A 19571-nucleotide genomic window follows, 5' to 3' on the forward strand; every position below is an offset into this window, starting at 1 on the left:
AGCTTCCGCGCCTGCGAGTTCCTGATGGACTACCTCAAGACCCAGGCGCCCTTCTGGAAGAAGGAAGCCACGCCCGAGGGCGAGCGCTGGGTCGACGCCCGCGTGGCCGACGACGAGGCGCTGCGCCGCTGGGGCATCGCCAGCGGCAACGGGCCCGCCGTGCCGCCGGCCTGAGCGCCAGCCGCCCCTACTTCGGCTGGAAGCCGCTGGTGCGGATGATCCGCTCCCAGGTCTGCGTGTAGCTCTTCACGCGCGCAGTGAAGGCCGCCTGCGGCTGGTGCGCCACAGTGAGGCCCATGGCCGTGAGCTTCTCCTTCACGTCCGGCTGCGCGAGCACGCCCGCCAGGGCCTGGTTGAAGCGGTCCAGCGTGGCCTGCGGCGTGCCCGCCGGCGCGAACACGCCGTAGTAGGGCAGTTCCTCCAGGCCGGCGAGGCCCAGTTCGGCGAAGGTGGGCACATCGGGCAGCACCGGCTGACGCTTGTCGCCGATGACAGCCACCACGCGCACGCGGCCGGCCTTGTGGTTCTCGATGAAGTCGGGGATGGAGGCGACGCCAGCCTTGATCTGGTTGCCCAGCATGTCGGCCATCATCGGCGCGCTGCCGCGGTAGGGCGCGGACTGCAGGTCGAGCTTGTAGCGCGCTCCCACCAGGCCGACCATGAACTCGGGGATGGAGCCGGGTGCGGGCACGCCCACGGTGTCCTTGCCGCCGCGCGCCTGCACGAAGGCCACGTACTCGGCGAGCGACTTCGCCGGCGTGCCGCCGGAGACGGCCAGCGCGTTCGCGAAGGTGGCGAAGCCGCCCACTGGCACGAAGTCCGTGGCGGGGTCGAAGCCGGGGTTCTTCGTGACCAGGGGCAGGATGGAGATGGAATGGTCGTGGCTCAGGAACAGCACCGAGCCATCAGGCGGCGAGGCCTTCAGCGCCTGGGCGGCGATCTGGCCGCCGGCGCCCGCCTTGTTGTCCACCAGCACTGGCACGCCGAGCGCATCCTTCAGCTTGTCGGCCAGCGTGCGGGCAATCGCATCCGTGCCGCCGCCGGGCGGGAAGCCCACCAGCAGGCGGACGGTGTTGGGGGCAGGGGCCTGGGCCTGGGCCAGGCCCGTGGCGAGGGCGATCAGGCCGGCCAGCAGCAGGCGGCGACCGGTGCGCGGAGTGAGGGTGGGGCGGGTCATCGACATGCGCCCCAGCTTAGCGGCGCCGGCCTTCAGGCACCTGACGACGCAGGGGCCGGCGGCCTCAGGCGCCCGGCGGCACGAAGGCGGCGCGGGCCTCGTCCTCCAGCTCGCCGGTGAGCAGTTGCAGCAGGTCGATCAGGGTGGCCCGCTGCGCCTCGTCCAGCGGGGCCATCAGCCGCTGATAGGCTCGCTCTGCCGGCCGCTGGGCCGCCCGCAGCAGGCTCACGCCCTCCGGCGTGAGGGACACGCTCACGTTGCGTCGGTTGTCCTGGGCCGGACCGCGTGCGACCAGGCCGCGCGCCTGCAGGCCGCGCAGCACGCGCAGCACCGTGACCTTGTCGAAGCCCAGGGCGCGGGCCAGGCTGGACTGGCCCAGGCCCGGATGCGACTGCAGCACGGTGAGTACGCCGAACTGCGCCGGCGTCAGGCCCAGGTCGCGGCAGGCGTCCTCGAACACGGCGGCGGAGATCTGGTGCGCGCGGCGCAGCAGGAAGCCGGGGCGCGCGTACAGGCGGGCGAGTCGGTCAGGCGTCTTCTTCGGTGCGGCCAAGGTGGATGCGGCGGGATGGGACTGGCAGGGATTGTGCACCGGCGCCGGCCCCGCCATACTGGTTAGCATGCAATCGAATGCCAATTTGTCGTCCGCGCGCCGCGTGTCCGGCCCGCTGCGCCGCCAGCTCCTGCAGTGGGGCGCCGCCAGCCTGGCGGCCGCCTGCCTGCCTGCCGCCGCACAGGCACCGGCCGCCGCCGCCCCGATGCGACTGATCGTCCCGTTCACGCCCGGCACGGGCATCGACCTGATCGCCCGCACGCTCGGCCCGCGCCTGTCGGAGCGCCTCGCCCGCCCGGTCGTGGTGGACAACCGGCCCGGGGCCTCCGGCAACATCGGCACCGAGGCGGTGGTTCGCGCGGCCCCGAACGGCCAGACGCTGCTGGTCAGCGTGAACACGCTGGTGATGAACCGCAGCCTGTACCCGCAGCTGCCGTTCGACCCGGTGAAGGATCTGGTGCCGGTCGCCCTCACCAGCTGGGGCCAGCTGCTGCTGGTGACGCACGCGCAGACCGGCTTCCGCAGCGCCGGTGACCTGCTGGCCGCCGCGCGGGCGCGGCCGGGCCGCCTGAACTACGCCAGCCCCGGCGTGGGCACCCCGCATCACCTGTCGATGGAGCTGCTGAAGCAGACGGCGGGCGTCTTCCTCACCCACATCCCCTATCGCGGCAGCGCGCAGGCGGTGACGGATCTCGTCGCCGGCCAGGTGGATGCGATGTTCCTGCCGATCCACGTGGCGCTGCCCCAGGTGCGGGGCGGCAAGCTGGTGGCCCTGGCCATCGGCAGCGCCCGTCGGCACCCGCTGCTGCCCGACCTGCCCACGCTGGCGGAGGCGAGGGCCGGCAGCGTGGACGTGGACATGTGGTACGGCATCTTCGCGCCGACCGGTACGCCGGCCGACCAGGTCACCCGGTTGAATCGCGAGATCAACGAGCTGCTGGGCACCGCCGAGGTGCGAGCCGCCTTCCAGACGCAGGGCATGGACCCTGCCACCGGCACGCCGGACGAGTTCCGCCGCCTGGTGGAGCGTGACGCCGATCGCTGGGCGCGGCTGATCCGCGCGCAGGGCATCAAGGCCGAATGATGCGCATCGCCATCGTGGGTGGGGGCATCGGTGGCCTGGCCCTGGCCCTGGGGCTGCACGCGCGCGGCGTGGCGTGCGAGGTGTTCGAGGCCGCACCCGACATCCGCGAGATCGGCGTCGGCATCACGCTGCTCCCGCACGGCATGCGCGAGCTCGCGGCACTGGGCCTGCAGGCCGAGATCGAGGCCATGGGCATCGAGAACCAGGAGAGCGTGTTCTACAACCGCTGGGGCCAGTTCGTGTACCGGGAGCCAAGGGGGCGTCACGCCGGCTACGCGCTGCCCGAGATCGGCATCCACCGCGGCAAGCTGCACACCGTGCTGTACCGGGCAGCCCGCGCGCGGCTGGGCGCCGCGAAGGTGCATCTGGACCACCGCTGCACCGGTGCCGAGCAGGACGAAGCGGGCGTGACGCTGCGCTTCCAGGACAGCCTGGGGCGCCGCCAGCCCGAGCAGCGGGTGGACATCGTGATCGCCTGCGACGGCGTGAACTCCGCCGTGCGGCGGCAGTTCTACCCGCAGGAGCAGCTGGCCTTCGCCGGCATCAACACCTGGCGCGGCGTCACGGTGCATCCGCCCATCCTCAGCGGCCGCAGCTACCTGCGCATCGGCTCCATCGACACCGGCAAGATGGTGATCTACCCCATCGTCGACAACGTGGATGGCGCCGGCAACCAGCTGGTGAACTGGGTGGCCGAGATCCGCCGCGACGGCGCTGCGATGAACGACTGGAACCGCCCCGGCCGGCCGGACGACGTGGCCGCGTTCTACGCCGACTGGCGCTTCGACTGGCTGGATGTGCCCGCGCTGATCCGCAACGCGGTGCAGGTGTTCGAGTACCCCATGGTCGATCGCGACCCGGTGGACCGCTGGACCTTCGGCCGCATCACGCTGCTGGGCGACGCGGCGCATCCGATGTACCCCCGGGGCTCCAATGGCAGCGCGCAGGCGCTGATCGATGCGGCCACGCTGGCGGGCGAGCTGGCGCAAGGCGGTGACCCGCGCGAGGCGCTGGCCCGCTACGAGTCCGCGCGTCTGGGGCCCACCGCCCGCATCGTGCAGACCAACCGCACCGTGCCGCCGGACTTCATCATCATGAAGGCCGACGAGCTGAGCGGTCACCAGCCCTTTGCCGGCAGCATCGACGACCTGGTCAGCCAGGAGGAGCTGCGCCGCATCTCGGAGGCCTACAAGGAGGTGGCGGGGTTCTCGCTGGCGCGGCTGTCGGGTTGAACGGGTGCCCGCCGGTCAGTTCAGATAGCGCGGCCGCGCCTCGCCGGCCTCCGGCGCGACCTCGGGCGCGACAGGCGCCGCAAACGGCTCACGCCAGCCGGACTTCGCCATGGCCTGGTCCAGCAGGTGCATCAGGCCCTGCGTGAGCTGCACCGACATCTCCATCTGGAAGCTGCGGGTACGCGTCTCACCACCGCCCGCGCGCTCATGGAAGTTCAGGCGCAGCGGCCCGCTGGCGAGGGGCGTCGCCTCCACGTCCATCACCAAGAGCGGCTCCTCGCCGAGCGGCAGGCGCACCTGCGACTCCTTGTAGGGCGTGTCGAAGTCCGCCTGCTGCAGGAACTCCTCCTTGCGGAAGTCGGTCAGCATCTGCTTCAGCTCGGGGTTGGCGCCGGCCAGCGAGGAGCCGGCGGCCTCCAGCTTGAGCAGGTGCTCGGTCAGCAGCCGCGTCAGCACGGGCCACAGCCCGGCCATCAGGCGGCGGGTGAGCCACAGGCGCATCTCCTCCCCCTCGACGGTGTTGATCCGCACCAGCACGCGGTCTTGCTCCGCCACGTAGCTGGCCGACATCTGGTGGATCTGCATGGGTTTGATTCTAGTCAGCCCGGCCGCCCCCGTGCGCCCTAGACTGGTGCTTGAAAACCCCCTGGTGAAGCCCATCTGAGCGGCAATCGGAGAAATTTCCATGCGACTCGACAAACTCACCACCAAGTTCCAGGAAGCCCTGGCCGACGCCCAGAGCCTGGCGCTGGCCAACGACCATGCCTACATCGAGCCGGCCCACCTGCTGGTGGCCATGCTGCGGCAGGAGGACGGCCCGCGCGCGCTGCTGCAGCGCGCCGGTGTCAACGTGCCCGGCCTGCTGGCGGCCGCCGAAGGCGCCATGCACAAGCTGCCGCAGGTGCAGGGGCAGGAGCAGATCGGCGTGGGCCGCGATCTCGGCGTGCTGCTGCAGCAGACCGAGAAGGAGGCGCTCAAGCGCAACGACCAGTTCTTCGCCAGCGAGCTGTTCCTGCTGGCGGTGGCCGACACCAAGCAGGACATCGGCCGCATCGCGCGTGAGAACGGTCTGGCCCGCAAGGCGCTGGAGGCCGCCATCGACGCCGTGCGCGGCGGCCAGAACGTCAACAGCGCCGAGGCCGAGGGCCAGCGCGAGGCCCTCAAGAAGTACTGCCTGGATCTCACCGAGCGCGCCCGCATGGGCAAGCTCGATCCGGTGATCGGCCGCGACGAGGAGATCCGCCGTGCCATCCAGGTGCTGCAGCGCCGCACCAAGAACAACCCGGTGCTGATCGGCGAGCCCGGCGTGGGCAAGACGGCCATCGTCGAAGGTCTGGCCCAGCGCATCGTGGCGGGTGAAGTGCCCGAGACGCTGAAGAACAAGCGCGTGCTGTCGCTCGACATGGCCGCGCTGCTGGCCGGCGCCAAGTTCCGCGGCGAGTTCGAGGAGCGGCTGAAGAACGTGCTGACCGAGCTGGCCAAGGACGAGGGCCAGACCATCGTCTTCATCGACGAGCTGCACACCATGGTGGGCGCCGGCAAGGCCGAGGGCGCCATGGACGCCGGCAACATGCTCAAGCCCGCGCTGGCGCGCGGCGAGCTGCATTGCGTGGGCGCCACCACGCTGGACGAATACCGCAAGTACATCGAGAAAGACGCCGCGCTGGAGCGCCGCTTCCAGAAGATCCTGGTGGGCGAGCCGACGGTGGAGGCGACCATCGCCATCCTGCGCGGCCTGCAGGAGAAGTACGAGGTGCACCACGGCGTGGAGATCACCGACCCGGCCATCGTGGCCGCCGCCGAGCTGAGCCACCGCTACATCACCGACCGCTTCCTGCCGGACAAGGCCATCGACCTCATCGACGAGGCCGCCAGCAAGATCAAGATCGAGATCGACTCCAAGCCCGAGGCCATCGACCGCCTGGATCGCCGCATGATCCAGCTGCAGATCGAGCGCGAAGCCGTGCGTCGCGAGAAGGACGAGGCCTCGCAGAAGCGCCTGGGCCTGATCGAGGAAGAGATCACCCGCCTGGCCAAGGAGATCGCCGACCTGGAGGACATCTGGAAGGCCGAGAAGGCCCAGGCCCAGGGCAGCGCCAGCGTGAAGGAAGAGATCGACAAGCTGCGCCACCAGATCGAGGAGTTCACCCGCAAGGGCGACTTCAACAAGGTGGCCGAGCTGCAGTACGGCAAGCTGCCGGCGCTGGAGAAGCAGCTGAAGGAAGCGCAGGAGAGCGAGTCCGCCAAGGGCAAGACCGGCAAGCCGCAGCTGCTGCGCACGCAGGTCGGCGCCGAGGAGATTGCCGAGGTGGTGGCACGCGCCACCGGCATCCCCGTGTCGAAGCTGATGCAGGGCGAGCGCGAGAAGCTGCTGCTGATGGAAGACCGCCTGCACGAGCGCGTGGTCGGCCAGGACGAGGCCATCAGCGCGGTGGCGAACGCGATCCGCCGCAGCCGCTCTGGCCTGTCGGACCCGAACCGCCCCACCGGCTCTTTCCTGTTCCTCGGCCCCACCGGCGTGGGCAAGACGGAGCTGTGCAAGGCGCTCGCGAACTTCCTGTTCGACAGCGAGGAGCACCTGATCCGCGTCGACATGAGCGAGTTCATGGAGAAGCACTCGGTGGCGCGGCTGATCGGCGCGCCCCCGGGCTACGTGGGTTACGACGAGGGCGGCTACCTGACGGAGGCCGTGCGCCGCAAGCCCTACAGCGTGATCCTGCTCGACGAGGTCGAGAAGGCCCACCCCGACGTCTTCAACGTGCTGCTGCAGGTGCTGGACGACGGCCGCCTGACCGACGGCCAGGGCCGCACCGTGGACTTCAAGAACACGGTCATCGTCATGACCAGCAACATCGGCTCACCGATGATCCAGGCCATGGTGGGGCAACCCTACGAGGACGTGAAGGACGCGGTGTGGGATGAGCTGAAGAACCACTTCCGGCCCGAGTTCCTGAACCGCATCGACGAGACGGTGGTGTTCCACGGCCTGGGCGCGGACCACATCGCGAAGATCGCGAAGATCCAGCTGCGCGTGCTGGAGCAGCGCCTCGCGAAGATGGACCTGCATCTGCAGGTGGCGCCGGCTGCGCTGGCGGAACTCGCCAAGGTGGGCTTCGACCCGGTGTTCGGCGCGCGGCCGCTCAAGCGGGCCATCCAGCAGCGCATCGAGAACCCGCTGTCCAAGCTGATCCTGGAAGGGCGCTTCCCGCCCAAGTCCACCATCCCGGTGGAGGTGGATCCGGTGCGGGAGCCGGGCGTGTTCCGCTTCGAGGCGGCGGCCGCGCCGCGCGAGGCCCAGGCCGCCTGAGTGCGCGGGTGACGGGCGGCGGGAACCCCCGCTGCTCATTCGGGCCTAACAGCCGGGGTGCATACTCCGGCTGTCCTGTTTCTGAAAGGGGCGTTCCCGCACATGGCCACTGTCCTTCGCTTCTTCCTGCGCGTGGTGCTGTTCGCCGCGGCCCTGGTGTTCGCCGTCAGCCTGGCGGTGGCTTTCGGGCTGCTGGTGCTCGTCTGGGCCGTGCGCCGGACCTGGGCGCGCCTCACCGGCCGGCCGGTGCAGCCCTTCGTGGCGCGCTTCGGTGTGCGGCAGGGGTTCTCGGATGTGATGGCCCGGGCGCGGCCCGGCGGCGCGCGCCGTCTGGCGCCGCAGGCCGATGTGACCGACGTCGTCGCGCGCGACCTGCCGCTGCGCTGAGCGGCGCTCAGGCGCCGTCTGGGGGGCGCACGTCGCCCGTGGGCAGACGCCCGGTCGGGCACAGCATGTTGCGCGGCAGCCGGCCCTGGATGTAGTCCGATTCCTCCGCCGCCGTGGCAGGCCTCACCGTGGCCAGCACGGCGGCATCGCCATACCAGTCGTTCAGCAGCGCGCGCATGTGCGCCTCGGCATCCGCCTGCTCGGGCAGCGCCTTGAGCCACCGGCGTGCGCGGCCCTCATGGTGGAAGTCGACCACCCACACGCGGCTGCTGCGGAAGAACGGGGCCACGGGTGGGGCGGGCAGGTGGCCTTCAGCCGCCCATGTGCTTGGCGTACAGCTTCTGCATGCCGCCCAGCCAGCGGTCGTAGTCCTGCCCCTTGCCGGCGAAGTACTGCGCCACCTCGGGGTGGGGCAGGGCGAGGAACTTCTCCTCGCGCATGGTCTGCACCACCACTTCAGCCACCTGTTCGGGCGTGAGCACGCCGTTCACGCCGGCGGAGCCAGTGCCGCCGGCCGTCATGTCGGTCAGCACGGACTGCGGGCACAGGCATGACACGCGCACGCCCTTGCGGCCGTAGGCGATGCGCAGCCATTCGGCGATCGCCACGGCGGCGTGCTTGGTCACGCCGTAGGGGGCGGTCTCCACGATGTTCAGCAGTCCGGCGGCGGATGCGGTGACGAGGAAGTAGCCCTCGCCGCGGGCCACCATCTCGGGCATGAGCGCACGCGCCGCCCACACGTGGGCCATGCCGTGGATCTTCCACATGCTGTCCCACAGGGCATCGTCGAGCTCGATGCCGCCCATGCGGCCGAGGATGCCGGCGTTCGAGAAATAGATGTCCACCTGGCCGAAGCGCTCACGCGTCGCAGCCACCAGTGCCTGGATGTCGGCTTCGCGGCTCACGTCGCATCGCACGGCCATGGCCTGCGGCCCGATGCTATCGGCCACGCCCTGCGCGCGCTCGAGGTTCACGTCCGCCACCACGACGCCGCGTGCGCCTTCCTGCGCGAAGCGCTTCGCCATGCCCGCGCCGATGCCGCTGGCGCCGCCGGTGACAACCGCCACCTTGCCCTGGATCTCCATGTGCCATCTCCTTTGACGCGGGGAGTATGCGCCGCGACCCTGCCGCTTGCCAGCCGCGGAGGCGACAGGGGGCTCAGGCGGGCGCGAGCCCGGCCGCGCGCTGCACTTCCACCCGGATCTCCTCCGTCAGTCGCGCCTTCAGGTCCATGAACGCGGGCGTGGTCTTCATCGCGTAGTGCCGCGGATGCGGCAGCGGCACCGGCAGATCGCACTTAATGCGGCCGGGCCGCGTGCTCATCACCACCACGCGGCTGGCCATGAAGATGGCCTCGTCGATGTCGTGGGTGACGAAGAGCACGGTCTTGCGCTCGTCTTCCCAGATCGACAGCAGCAGCTCCTGCATCAGCTCGCGCGTCTGGTGGTCGAGCGCGCCGAAGGGCTCGTCCATCAGCAGGATGCGCGGGTTGTTGGCGAGCGCGCGGGCCAGCGCGGTGCGCTGCTGCATGCCGCCGGACAGCTGCTTCGGATAGTGGTGCTCGAAGCCGCTGAGGCCCACCTTGGCGATGAAGCGCCGGGCGATGGCCTCCTGCTCGGCCACCGGCAGGCCCTTCTCGCGCAGGCCGAAGCACACGTTGCGCAGCACCGTGAGCCAGGGGAACAGGGTGTAGCTCTGGAACACCATGCCGCGGTCGGGGCCGGGTCCGCTGACGGGCTGACCGTCGAGCGTGATCAGGCCGGCGCTGGGCGTATCGAGACCCGCCACCATGCGCAGCAGCGTGCTCTTGCCGCAGCCCGAGGGGCCGAGGATGGTGATGAAGTCGTTCTCCTGCACCAGCAGATCGGTGGCCTGCAGGGCCACCGTGCCGCCGCCCGCGCCCGGGAAGGTCTTGGCGACACCGGTCGCCTGCAGCACCGCCTTCAGATCCGGGCCCATGGAAACACCTTGCGATTGAGCGCCTTGAAGGCGAAGTCGGTCACCAGCCCGATGAGGCCGATGACGATGATGCCGAAGATGATCTGGTCGGTGGCCAGCAGCGCCTGGCTGTCGGTGATCATGTGGCCGATGCCGCTGGAAGCGCCGATCAGCTCCGCCACGATCACATACGTCCAGGCCCAGCCCAGCACCATGCGCAGCGTCTCGGCGATCTCCGGTGCGCTGGAGGGCAGCAGCACCCGCAGCACGACGCCGCGGTCGCCGGAGCCCAGCGTGTAGGCCGCCTCCACCAGGTCCCGCCGGGTGTTGCCCACGGTGACCGCGATCATCAGCACGAGCTGGAAGAACGAGCCGATGAAGATCACCGCCAGCTTCTGCGCCTCGCCGATGCCGGCCCAGAGGATCAGCAGCGGGATGAAGGCCGAGGCGGGCAGGTAGCGCGCGAAGCTGACGAAGGGCTCGAAGAACGCCTCCACCGGCTTGTAGGCGCCCATCAGCACGCCCAGCGGCAGCGCGATGACGGCGGCGATCAGGAAGCCGCCCACCACGCGCCACACGGTCATGCCGATGTCCTTGAGGAAGCCCTGCTTGGCCAGGAGATCCCAGCCTGAGGCGACCATGGTGAGCGGATCCGCCAGGAAGGTCTTGGGCACGAAGCCGCCCAGCGTGGCCACCGCCCAGACGGCGAAGAACACCACGAAGAACGAGATGCCCAGCGCGATGCGCGTGGCGGGAGCGACGGGGTGAAGCGGCTTCATGCGCGGCAACGACGGCGTGATGGTTACTTCAGGAACCGCGTGTCCGCGAGCTTCGACAGATCGGGGATCTGCTTGATGATGCCTTCGGCCAGCAGCAGGTTGGCGGCCTCCTTGCTGAAGGCGGCGTGCTCGCCGGCGAAGAACTTCTGGTTCGCCTCGCGGTCCTGCCAGCGCAGGTACTTCTGGCTCGCCTCGAACTGCTCGCCCGTCTGCTTGACGTCGGCACCCATGATCTCGAAGCTCTTCTTCGGGTCCTTGCGGATCATCTCCACCGCCTCGAAGTAGCTGTCGGCGAGTGCCTTGGCGGCCTTGGCGTTGTCGGCCAGGAACTTCGGCGTGCAGCCAAAGGTGTCCATCACCATCGGGTAGTCCAGCGTAGTGGCGATGATCTTGCCGGCCTCGGGCTTGGCGCGCACCGCGCCCAGGTAGGGCTCGTAGGTCATCGCGGCGTCCAGCCCGCCGGTGCCGGCGATCATGGCGTTGGCGGCGGCCTGCGGCTCCAGGTTGACGATCTTCACGTCCTTGGTGCTGAGGCCGTTCTTGCTCAGCATCCAGGCCAGGGTGAAGTAGGGCGCGGTGCCGGGCGCGCTGGCGGCCACGGTCTTGCCCTTCAGGTCGCTGATCTTGGCGATGTTGGGCTTGACCACCATGCCGTCCGCGCCGTAGCTCTTGTCCAGCTGGAAGATCTGCGTCGTGGCCACGCCATTGGCGTTCCACACGATCCACGTCTCCACCGTGGTGGCGGCGCACTGGATGTCACCGGAGGCGATGGCCAGGTGGCGGTCCTTCTGCGGGATCTTCTTGATCGACACGTCCAGGCCGTTCTTCTTGAAGATGCCGGCTTCCTTGGCCAGCGTCAGCGGCGCGAAGCCGGTCCAGCCGGAGATGCCGATGGCGACCTTGGTTTCCTGGGCCTGCGCCGTGGCGGCCGCGAGGGCGAAGAGGGACAGCGCGAACAGCTTCTTCATGGGGGGTTTCTCCGTCAGGGTTGGAAAGCGGGAACTCTATGCACGGCTCATGCCAGGCGCAAGGCCAGCAGCTCGGGGATGCGCGTCTCGATGGCGTGGCCCACGGCGCCTTCGGCCACCAGGTCACGCACGGCTTCGATGTCGGGCGCCAGGCTGCGGTCGGCCATCATGGCCGGGGACACGCCGCGCAGCAGGCGCAGCACGTCTTCCACTGCTGGCGAGCTGGCGAGCGGCCGCAGGAATTCGATGCCCTGCGCGGCGGCCAGCAGCTCGATGGCCACGATGCGCGAGGTGTTGGCCAGCATCGCACCCAGGCGCCGCGCCGCGAAGGTGGCCATGCTCACGTGGTCCTCCTGGTTGGCGGAGGTGGGCAGGCTGTCCACGCTGGCAGGATGGGCGAGCGACTTGTTCTCGGAGGCGAGCGCGGCCGCCGTGACGTGCACGATCATGAAGCCGGAGTTGAGCCCGGCGTCGGGCGTGAGGAAGGGTGGCAGGCGCGAGACGACGGTATCGACCAGCATGGCCACGCGCCGCTCGGCGATGGCGCCGATCTCGGCGATGGCCACGGCCAGCGCGTCGGCGGCCAGCGCCACCGGCTCGGCGTGGAAGTTGCCGCCGGAGATCATGGTGTCGTCGAACACCAGCGGGTTGTCGGTGACCGCATTCGCCTCGCGGATCAGTACGCCGGCGGCGTAGCGCATCTGGTCGAGGCAGGCCCCCATGACCTGCGGCTGGCAGCGCAGGCAGTACGGATCCTGCACGCGATCGTCGTTCTCCAGGTGCGAGCGGCGGATGGCGCTGCCGGCGGTGAGCGCGCGATAGGCCGTGGCGCACTCGATCTGGCCGGGCTGGCCGCGTACCGCATGGATGCGCGGATCGAAGGGGCCGTCGCTGCCGCGTGCGGCGTCGAGCGTCAGTGCGCCGGCGATCACCGCCGCCTCGAACAGGTGATCCGCGGTGAGCAGGGCGTCGAGCGCCAGCGCGGTGGAGACCTGCGTGCCGTTGATGAGGGCCAGGCCCTCCTTGGCGGAGAGTTGCAGGGGCCGCAAGCCGGCGAGGCGCAGGGCCTCGGCGGCGGGCAGGCGATGGCCGTCGAAGAAGGCCTCCCCCTCGCCGATGAGGGGCAGGGACAGGTGCGCCAGCGGCGCCAGGTCGCCCGATGCGCCGACCGAGCCCTGGCAGGGCACGACCGGCGTCACGCCGCGGTTGTAGAGGGCGAGCAGGCCGTCCACCACCTCCTCGCGCACGCCGGAGAAGCCGCGCGCGAGGCTGGTGGCCTTCAGCAGCAGGATGAGCCGCACGACGGGTGCGGACAGCGGCTCGCCCACGCCCACCGCGTGCGAGCGCAGCAGCTTGAGCTGCAGCAGCGCGAGGTCTTCGCGCGCGATGCGCTTGCTGGCCAGCTTGCCGAAGCCGGTGTTCACGCCGTAGACCGGCGCGTCGCCCTCGGTGGCGGCGCGCACGCGCGCCGCGCTGGCGCGGATGCCGGGGCGGCAGGCGGGGTCGAGCGTCACCTGGGCGCCAGGACGAGAGGCCAGTTCTCGCAACTGCGCCAGCGTGACCGCGCCTGGTGTGAGCGTCAGGGGTGCCGTCATGCCGCGATCAACCCATCATCGGCAGGTTCAGGCCGTTCGCCCGCGCGCAATCGCGAGCGATCTCATAGCCTGCGTCCGCATGGCGCATCACGCCCGTGGCCGGGTCATTGAACAGCACGCGGCGGATCTTCTCGTCGGCGGCGGCCGTGCCGTCGCACACCATCACCACGCCCGAGTGCTGCGAATAGCCCATGCCCACGCCGCCGCCATGGTGCAGGCTGACCCAGGTGGCACCGCTGGCGGTGTTCAGCAGGGCGTTCAGCAGCGGCCAGTCGCTCACGGCATCGCTGCCGTCGCGCATGGCCTCCGTCTCGCGGTTGGGCGAGGCGACCGAGCCGCTGTCCAGGTGATCGCGGCCGATCACGATGGGGGCCTTGAGCTCGCCCTTGCGCACCATCTCGTTGAACGCAAGCCCCGCGAGATGCCGCTCGCCCAGGCCGATCCAGCAGATGCGCGCCGGCAGGCCCTGGAAGGCGATGCGCTCCTCGGCCATGTCGATCCAGCGATGCAGGTGCCGGTTGTTCGGGAATAGCTCCTTCATCTTCGCGTCGGTCTTGCGGATGTCTTCCGGGTCGCCGGACAGCGCCACCCAGCGGAACGGCCCCACGCCCTGGCAGAACAGCGGGCGGATGTAGGCCGGCACGAAGCCGGGGTAGGCGAAGGCATCGGCCACGCCGAAATCCTGCGCGACCTGGCGCAGGTTGTTGCCGTAGTCCACGGTGGGCACGCCCATCGCGTGGAAGGCCAGCATGGCCTGCACGTGCTTCGCGCACGATTCACCCGCGGCCTGCTTCAGCGCGGCGTGCTGCGCGGGATCCTTCTGCGCGGCCTGCCATTGCTCCACCGTCCAGCCCGAGGGCAGGTAGCCGTTGATCATGTCGTGCGCCGAGGTCTGGTCGGTCACGATGTCCGGCCGCAGGCCGCCGGCCTGCGCGCGCCGAGCCAGTTCCGGCACGATGTCCGCCGCGTTGCCGCACAGGCCGATGGAGACCGCCTCCTTGCGGGCGGTGTGGTGGGCGATCATCGCCAGGGCCTCATCCAGATCCTTCGCCTGCTTGTCGAGGTAGCGCGTGCGCAGGCGGAAGTCGATGCGGCTCTGCTGGCACTCGATGTTGAGCGAGCAGGCGCCGGCGAAGGTGGCGGCCAGCGGCTGCGCGCCGCCCATGCCGCCCAGGCCGGCGGTCAGCACCCAGCGGCCAGCCAGGTCGCCGCCGTAGTGCTGGCGGCCCGCCTCGGCGAAGGTCTCGTAGGTGCCCTGCACGATGCCCTGGGTGCCGATGTAGATCCAGGAGCCGGCCGTCATCTGGCCGTACATCATCAGGCCCTTGCGATCCAGCTCGTTGAAATGCTCCCAGGTGGCCCACTTGGGCACCAGGTTGGAATTGGCAATCAGCACGCGCGGTGCGCCGGCGTGGGTGCGGAACACGCCGACCGGCTTACCCGACTGGACCAGCAGCGTCTCATCAGGCTGCAGGCGGCGCAGGCAGTCCAGGATGGTCTCGAAGGCGGGCCAGTTGCGGGCGGCCTTGCCGATGCCGCCGTAGACGACCAGGGCGTCGGGGTTCTCGGCGACGGCCGGATCCAGGTTGTTCTGGATCATGCGGAAGGCGGCTTCGATCTCCCAGTTGGCGCAGGTGAGCTGCGTGCCGTGGGGGGCCTTCACCGGGCGCGGGCCAGCGGCGAGGTGCGGGGTCTGGGACAGGTCGGACATGGTGGGGCTCCAGGTTCAGGTGGCCGGCGGGATCGGGGGGCGGGGGTGGCCGGCAACTTGTCTATACAACTCGATGGCGCGGAGCATAGTTGTCTATACAACTCGTGTCAACTGGGGATTTTTGGGATATGCTCGCGCCCCATGTCGGAAACCCCATCCGCCGCCGAGGCGGCCCCGCTGCCGGCGTACGAGCAGGTCAAGGCCTGGATCCGCCAGCACATCGTGGCCGGCGCCTGGAAGCCGGGCGACGCCGTGCCCAGCGAGGCGGCGCTGATGGCGCAGTTCGGCATCAGCCGCATGACGGCGCACCGCGCGCTGCGCGAGCTGGCGGCCGACGGCCTGGTGACGCGCGTGCAGGGCTCGGGCACCAAGGTGGCCCAGCTGCACCGCATCTCGTCGCAGCTGGTCATCCGCGACATCCACGAGGAGGCGGCCGAACGCGGGCACCTGCACGCCACCCGGGTGCTGACGGTGGAGGAGGCCCGGGCCACCGCCGAACTGGCGCAGGTCTTCGGCCTGCGCAAGGGCGCGCGCCTGTTCCACACCGTGCTGGTGCACGAGGAGAACGCCGTGCCCATCCAGTACGAGGACCGCTGGGTGAACCCCGCCGCGGCGCCGGACTACCTGCGCACGGACTTCACCCGCGAGTCGCCCACCTCGCACCTGCTGCGCGTGGCGCCACTCACCGAGGCCAGCTACACCATCGAGGCCGCCTTGCCCAGCGCCGAAGAGGCGAAGCAGCTCGGCATCCGCCGCGGCGAGCCTTGCCTGGTGGTGGTGCGCCGCACCGTGAGCGGCCCGAACGTGGCCAGCCTGGGCCGGCTGGTGCATCCGGGGTCGCGCTATACCGTGCAGGGGGAGTTTCAGGCGTGAGCCCGTTCGCGATGTCCGCTACGGACTGGCAGCTCGTGCCGCTCGACCGCGTGCCGCCCATGCCCTGGCGCAACGGCGGCGGCGTCACCCGCGAGCTGCTGGCCTGGCCGCGCGCCGACGATTGGCAGGTGCGCCTGTCGGTCGCCGAGGTTGCCGCCGACGGGCCGTTCTCCGCCTTCGCCGGCATCGAACGCTGGTTCGCGGTGCTGCAAGGCGCGGGCGTCGCGCTCACGATCGATGGCACGGCGCACCCCCTCGATGCCACCTCGGCCCCCCTGCGCTTCGACGGCGGCGCGGTGGCAACGTGCCGCCTGCTGGACGGCCCCACGCTGGACTTCAACCTGATGGCGCCACCGGGCCGTGCACGGATGCAGCGCATTCGTGAAGGACTGCACGTGGCGGTGGGGGCGGGCACCCTGGTGGCCGCGTATGCTCACGCCGACCCGGTCACGCTGCCCGGACTGAGCGGCGACTTGCCGGCGCGCACACTCGCGTGGCGGGTGACGCAGGGCCCCTGGTCGGGCCAGGTGCAAGCAAGGGAGATGCTCTGGATGGAGGTGGTGGCGTGAGCCTCGCGCTGTGGACGAACTGCCAGGCGGCGACGATGGATGCGCCCGCCGCCCGCCCCTATGGCCTGATCGAGGAAGCGGCCCTCGTGGTCGAGGGCGACCGCCTCGCCTGGGTCGGCCCGCGCGACGACCTGCCGGATGACCTGCTGGAGCGCTGCGAGATCACCCACGACGGCGGCGGCGCACTCGTCACCCCGGGCCTGATCGACTGCCACACCCACCTGGTGTGGGGCGGCAACCGCGCGCAGGAGTTCGAGCAGCGGCTGCTGGGTGCCAGCTACGAAGACATCGCGCGGGCCGGCGGCGGCATCGCCTCCACCGTGCGCGCCACCCGCGCCGCTTCGGACGACGAGCTGTTCGAGTCCGCCGCTCGCCGCCTGCAGGCGCTGCGCGAAGACGGTGTGACCACCGTCGAGATCAAGTCCGGCTACGGCCTGTCGCTGGCGCATGAGGCCCGCTGCCTGCGCGTGGCGCGCCGCCTGGGCGCGGGCGAGGGCGTCTCGGTGCGCACCACCTTCCTGGGCGCACACGCGGTGCCGCCGGAGTTCACCGGCCGGCCCGATGCCTACATCGACGAGGTGGTGGCCATGCTGCCGGCGCTGCAGGCCGAGGGCCTGGTGGACGCGGTGGATGCCTTCTGCGAGCGCATCGGCTTCAGCCGCGAGCAGACCGAGCGGGTCTTCGTGGCTGCGCGGGCGGCCGGCCTGCCAGTGAAGCTGCACGCTGAGCAGCTCAGCGACATGGACGGCGCCGCGCTGGCGGCCGGGCATCAGGCGCTGTCGTGCGACCATCTCGAGTGGCTGTCGGAGGCGGGCGCGCAGGCCATGGCCCGCGCCGGCACGGTGGCGGTGCTGCTGCCGGGCGCCTACTATTTCCTGCGGGAGACGAAGCTCCCGCCCATCGACCTGCTGCGCCGCCTGGGCGTGCCGATGGCCGTGTCCACCGACTGCAACCCCGGCACCTCGCCCTGCACCTCGCTGCTGCTGATGCTCAACATGGCCTGCACGCTGTTCCGCCTGACGCCGGAAGAGGCCCTGGCCGGCGCCACGCGCGAAGCCGCCCGCGCCCTGGGCCTGGCCGATCGCGGCCGGCTGGCCGCCGGCCTGCGCGCCGACTTCGTGCTGTGGGACGTGGCGCATCCCGCCGAGCTCTGCTATGCCATCGGCGCGCGCCCGTGCCGGGCCACCGTTTTCGAAGGAGTCCTCCGATGAGTGTCCACCTGATCCCGGGCCGCGCCCCGCTCGTCGTGAGCATGCCGCACATCGGCACCCGCATGCCGCCCGCGCTGACCACCGCGCTGGTGCCGCGCGCTCGCGATGTGGAAGACACCGACTGGCACCTCGAGCGCCTGTACAACTTCCTCGACGAGATGGGCGCCACCGTGGTGCGCGCCACCGTCTCGCGCTACATCATCGACCTGAACCGCCCGCCGGATGACACGCCAATGTATCCCGGCGCGGCCAACACCGAGCTGTGCCCCACGCGCTTCTTCACTGGGGAGCCGCTGTATCGCGACGGCCAGTCGCTCACGCCCGAGCAGCGCGAGGAGCGGCGCGCGCGTTACTGGCAGCCGTATCACAACGCCCTGGCTCGTGAGCTGGAGCGCCTGCGCAAGCAGCACGGCTTCGTGGTGCTGTGGGACGCGCACAGCATCCGCAGCGAGCTGCCTTGGCTGTTCGAGGGCACGCTGCCGGATCTGAACATCGGCACCGCCGGCGGCACGAGCTGCGATCCGCGCGTGCAGCAGGCGGTGGCCAACGCCTGTGGCCGGCACTTCCAGTACACGCACGCGGTGAACGGGCGCTTCAAGGGCGGCTACATCACGCGCCACTATGGCAAGCCGACCGAAGGCATCCACGCCATCCAGCTGGAGATGGCGCAGAAGCTGTACATGCGCGAGACGCTGCCCTTCGACTACCAGGAGGTGAAGGCGCGCGACATCCAGCCGGTGCTGCGCGACCTGGTCACGTCGGCGCTGAACGCGGCCAAGGCGATCCATGGCAAGTGAGGCGGCGCGCTTCCTGGCGCCGCGGGCCTGGGTAGGCGGCGGCTGGGCCAGCGAGGTGCTGCTGACCGTGGGCGAAGATGGCCATTGGGCAGGCGTGCGCACCGATTGCCCCGCCGCGGAAGCGCAGGGTGCGCTGCGGTTGCCCGGCCCCGTGCTGCCCGGTCTGGTGAACGGCCACAGCCACGCCTTCCAGCGCGCCATCGCGGGCCTGACCGAGCGCAGCCCGAGCGGGCAGGATGACTTCTGGAGCTGGCGCGACCGCATGTACGCGGCGGCGCTGCGCGTCTCGCCCGAGCAGGTGGAGGCCATCGCCGCCCACCTGTACGCCGAGTTACTGCGCGCGGGCTACACGCAGGTGTGCGAGTTCCACTACCTGCATCACGACACCGATGGCCGCCCCTATGCCGAGCCGGCAGAACTGGCCCTGGCACTGGTACGCGCCGCGCGGCGGGTAGGCATCGGCCTGACGCTGCTGCCCACGCTGTACATGCGCGCCGGCTTCGGCGCCGAGGGCCTGCGCGAAGACCAGCGCCGATTCGCCTCCACGCCCGGCTTCATCGCCGAGGTGGCGCAGCGTGTGGCTCGCGAAGGCGGGCTCGTGCGCGCTGGCGTGGCGATCCACTCGCTGCGTGCGGTAGGCGAAGCAGCCCTGCGTGAACTGGTGGCCGCGGCTCCGGAGGGGCCGGTGCACATCCACATCGCCGAGCAGGTGCGTGAAGTCGAGGACTGCCGCACCTTCCTGGGCCAGCGCCCCATCGAATGGCTGCTGGATCACGTGCCGGTCGATGCACGATGGAACCTCGTGCACGCCACGCACACCACGCCGCATGAGCTGGCCGGCCTGCGCGCACGCGGCGCCGCCATCGTGATCTGCCCCAGCACCGAGGCCAACCTGGGCGACGGCGTGTTCGATCTGCCCGGCTGGCTGGGCCAGAGCGGCCGCTGGTCCATCGGCTCCGACAGCCATGTCACGCGCTCGTGGACGGAAGAACTTCGCCTGCTGGAGTACTCGCAGCGCTTCGCCCTGCGGGAGCGCAATGTCACCGCGCGAGCGGCCCTGTGCGAGAGCACGGCCAGCGCGCTCTTCGATGGCGCGCTGGAGGGCGGCAGCGCCGCGGCCGGCGTGCCGCTGGCGGGTCTGGCGGTGGGGCAGCGGGCGGACTTCCAGGTGGTCGATGACGCGGCGGATGGCTTGCTCGGGATTCCTGAGGATCACTTGCTGGACGGACTGGTGTTCTCCAGTCCCTCTGCTGAACCGCGTGAGGTGTATGTGGCGGGGCGGCGCGTGCCCGCGGTGGAGACCGCGCCTGGCTTTGTGGCGGCGATGCGGAGTCTCTGGCAGGGCTGATGCCCCCCCCGTCATGCCCGCGCAGGCGGGCCTCCCGGCTGG

The 19571-nt window shown here is 70.6% G+C and carries 19 protein-coding genes and 1 pseudogene; 10 read left to right on the top strand and 10 right to left on the bottom strand.

The features are described 5' to 3' along the window. Positions 1-174: pseudogene (locus tag ACE3T5_RS16745) on the top strand (molybdenum cofactor biosynthesis protein MoaE); the annotation flags it as partial. Positions 175-187: 13 nt separating this feature from the next. Here ACE3T5_RS16745 and ACE3T5_RS16750 read toward each other — a convergent pair. After that, a complete protein-coding gene (locus ACE3T5_RS16750; RefSeq protein ID WP_374669227.1) occupies positions 188-1183 on the bottom strand; it encodes a Bug family tripartite tricarboxylate transporter substrate binding protein in 996 nt (331 codons plus the stop codon). 58 nt (positions 1184-1241) lie between these two features. Next, complete coding sequence (locus ACE3T5_RS16755; protein ID WP_374669228.1) at positions 1242-1730, bottom strand: MarR family winged helix-turn-helix transcriptional regulator; 489 nt, start codon at positions 1728-1730, stop codon at positions 1242-1244. A gap of 67 nt (positions 1731-1797) precedes the next feature. Here ACE3T5_RS16755 and ACE3T5_RS16760 point away from each other — a divergent pair, with 67 nt between their 5' ends. After that, the gene (locus ACE3T5_RS16760; RefSeq protein WP_374669229.1) at positions 1798-2814 is read left to right on the top strand and encodes a tripartite tricarboxylate transporter substrate binding protein; all 1017 of its coding nucleotides are present in this window, start codon (positions 1798-1800) and stop codon (positions 2812-2814) included. After that, positions 2814-4046: a flavin-dependent oxidoreductase gene (locus ACE3T5_RS16765; protein ID WP_374669244.1), complete on the top strand. Its 1233-nt coding sequence runs from the start codon at positions 2814-2816 to the stop codon at positions 4044-4046. The genes ACE3T5_RS16760 and ACE3T5_RS16765 overlap by 1 nt, the downstream gene beginning before the upstream one ends. A 15-nt stretch (positions 4047-4061) precedes the next feature. Here ACE3T5_RS16765 and ACE3T5_RS16770 read toward each other — a convergent pair whose 3' ends face one another. Next, positions 4062-4631: a hypothetical protein gene (locus tag ACE3T5_RS16770; RefSeq protein WP_374669230.1), complete on the bottom strand. Its 570-nt coding sequence runs from the start codon at positions 4629-4631 to the stop codon at positions 4062-4064. 100 nt (positions 4632-4731) lie between these two features. On the opposite strand from ACE3T5_RS16770, the gene clpB reads away from it, so the two are divergent. Further along, a complete protein-coding gene (clpB, locus tag ACE3T5_RS16775; protein ID WP_374669231.1) occupies positions 4732-7353 on the top strand; it encodes an ATP-dependent chaperone ClpB in 2622 nt (873 codons plus the stop codon). 102 nt (positions 7354-7455) lie between these two features. Continuing rightward, positions 7456-7740 carry a hypothetical protein gene (locus ACE3T5_RS16780; RefSeq protein WP_374669232.1) on the top strand — a complete coding sequence of 95 codons (285 nt, stop codon included), beginning with the start codon at positions 7456-7458 and terminating at the stop codon, positions 7738-7740. Between the two features lie 7 nt (positions 7741-7747). Here ACE3T5_RS16780 and ACE3T5_RS16785 read toward each other — a convergent pair whose 3' ends face one another. The 7 genes from ACE3T5_RS16785 to hutU all read right to left on the bottom strand — a co-directional run bounded on the left by ACE3T5_RS16785 (position 7748) and on the right by hutU (position 14731). Beyond that, entirely contained in the window at positions 7748-8029 is a 282-nt protein-coding gene (locus ACE3T5_RS16785; RefSeq protein WP_374669233.1) for a hypothetical protein, read from the bottom strand. Positions 8030-8051: 22 nt separating this feature from the next. Further along, entirely contained in the window at positions 8052-8825 is a 774-nt protein-coding gene (locus ACE3T5_RS16790; protein ID WP_374669234.1) for an SDR family oxidoreductase, read from the bottom strand. Positions 8826-8898: 73 nt separating this feature from the next. Beyond that, on the bottom strand, positions 8899-9699 hold the full coding sequence (locus ACE3T5_RS16795; protein WP_374669235.1) for an ABC transporter ATP-binding protein: 801 nt from the start codon (positions 9697-9699) through the stop codon (positions 8899-8901). Further along, positions 9684-10478 (bottom strand): ABC transporter permease, encoded by a 795-nt coding sequence (locus tag ACE3T5_RS16800; RefSeq protein WP_374669245.1) that lies wholly within the window; start codon positions 10476-10478, stop codon positions 9684-9686. The genes ACE3T5_RS16795 and ACE3T5_RS16800 overlap by 16 nt, the downstream gene beginning before the upstream one ends. Positions 10479-10480: 2 nt before the next feature. After that, entirely contained in the window at positions 10481-11425 is a 945-nt protein-coding gene (locus ACE3T5_RS16805) for an ABC transporter substrate-binding protein (RefSeq protein WP_374669236.1), read from the bottom strand. Positions 11426-11472: 47 nt separating this feature from the next. Further along, entirely contained in the window at positions 11473-13020 is a 1548-nt protein-coding gene (hutH, locus tag ACE3T5_RS16810) for a histidine ammonia-lyase (RefSeq protein WP_374669237.1), read from the bottom strand. A gap of 7 nt (positions 13021-13027) precedes the next feature. Beyond that, the gene (hutU, locus tag ACE3T5_RS16815; RefSeq protein ID WP_374669238.1) at positions 13028-14731 is read right to left on the bottom strand and encodes a urocanate hydratase; all 1704 of its coding nucleotides are present in this window, start codon (positions 14729-14731) and stop codon (positions 13028-13030) included. Positions 14732-14872: 141 nt separating this feature from the next. On the opposite strand from hutU, the gene hutC reads away from it, so the two are divergent. Genes hutC through ACE3T5_RS16840 form a run of 5 tightly spaced genes read left to right on the top strand, consistent with a single transcriptional unit; the run spans position 14873 to position 19529 of the window. Further along, positions 14873-15604 (top strand): histidine utilization repressor, encoded by a 732-nt coding sequence (gene hutC / locus ACE3T5_RS16820; RefSeq protein WP_374669239.1) that lies wholly within the window; start codon positions 14873-14875, stop codon positions 15602-15604. Then, entirely contained in the window at positions 15601-16173 is a 573-nt protein-coding gene (locus ACE3T5_RS16825) for a HutD family protein (protein WP_374669240.1), read from the top strand. The genes hutC and ACE3T5_RS16825 overlap by 4 nt, the downstream gene beginning before the upstream one ends. Next, entirely contained in the window at positions 16170-17384 is a 1215-nt protein-coding gene (hutI, locus tag ACE3T5_RS16830; RefSeq protein ID WP_374669241.1) for an imidazolonepropionase, read from the top strand. The genes ACE3T5_RS16825 and hutI overlap by 4 nt, the downstream gene beginning before the upstream one ends. Further along, a complete protein-coding gene (gene hutG / locus ACE3T5_RS16835; protein ID WP_374669242.1) occupies positions 17381-18181 on the top strand; it encodes an N-formylglutamate deformylase in 801 nt (266 codons plus the stop codon). Before hutI ends, hutG begins: the two co-directional genes overlap by 4 nt. After that, complete coding sequence (locus ACE3T5_RS16840) at positions 18171-19529, top strand: formimidoylglutamate deiminase (protein ID WP_374669243.1); 1359 nt, start codon at positions 18171-18173, stop codon at positions 19527-19529. Before hutG ends, ACE3T5_RS16840 begins: the two co-directional genes overlap by 11 nt. Positions 19530-19571 lie beyond the last annotated feature (42 nt).

This window comes from Ramlibacter sp., from assembly GCF_041916345.1.
Taxonomy (GTDB): domain Bacteria; phylum Pseudomonadota; class Gammaproteobacteria; order Burkholderiales; family Burkholderiaceae_C; genus Ramlibacter.

Excerpts from the sequence above, each read along its gene's own strand:
- ACE3T5_RS16750 (WP_374669227.1), bottom strand. The coding sequence starts at position 1,183 with ATGTCGATGACCCGCCCCACCCTCACTCCGCGCACCGGTCGCCGCCTG.
- ACE3T5_RS16760 (WP_374669229.1), top strand. The coding sequence starts at position 1,798 with ATGCAATCGAATGCCAATTTGTCGTCCGCGCGCCGCGTGTCCGGCCCG.
- ACE3T5_RS16765 (WP_374669244.1), top strand. The coding sequence starts at position 2,814 with ATGCGCATCGCCATCGTGGGTGGGGGCATCGGTGGCCTGGCCCTGGCC.
- ACE3T5_RS16770 (WP_374669230.1), bottom strand. The coding sequence starts at position 4,631 with ATGCAGATCCACCAGATGTCGGCCAGCTACGTGGCGGAGCAAGACCGC.
- clpB (WP_374669231.1), top strand. The coding sequence starts at position 4,732 with ATGCGACTCGACAAACTCACCACCAAGTTCCAGGAAGCCCTGGCCGAC.
- ACE3T5_RS16780 (WP_374669232.1), top strand. The coding sequence starts at position 7,456 with ATGGCCACTGTCCTTCGCTTCTTCCTGCGCGTGGTGCTGTTCGCCGCG.
- ACE3T5_RS16790 (WP_374669234.1), bottom strand. The coding sequence starts at position 8,825 with ATGGAGATCCAGGGCAAGGTGGCGGTTGTCACCGGCGGCGCCAGCGGC.
- ACE3T5_RS16795 (WP_374669235.1), bottom strand. The coding sequence starts at position 9,699 with ATGGGCCCGGATCTGAAGGCGGTGCTGCAGGCGACCGGTGTCGCCAAG.
- ACE3T5_RS16805 (WP_374669236.1), bottom strand. The coding sequence starts at position 11,425 with ATGAAGAAGCTGTTCGCGCTGTCCCTCTTCGCCCTCGCGGCCGCCACG.
- hutH (WP_374669237.1), bottom strand. The coding sequence starts at position 13,020 with ATGACGGCACCCCTGACGCTCACACCAGGCGCGGTCACGCTGGCGCAG.
- hutU (WP_374669238.1), bottom strand. The coding sequence starts at position 14,731 with ATGTCCGACCTGTCCCAGACCCCGCACCTCGCCGCTGGCCCGCGCCCG.
- hutC (WP_374669239.1), top strand. The coding sequence starts at position 14,873 with ATGTCGGAAACCCCATCCGCCGCCGAGGCGGCCCCGCTGCCGGCGTAC.
- hutG (WP_374669242.1), top strand. The coding sequence starts at position 17,381 with ATGAGTGTCCACCTGATCCCGGGCCGCGCCCCGCTCGTCGTGAGCATG.
- ACE3T5_RS16840 (WP_374669243.1), top strand. The coding sequence starts at position 18,171 with ATGGCAAGTGAGGCGGCGCGCTTCCTGGCGCCGCGGGCCTGGGTAGGC.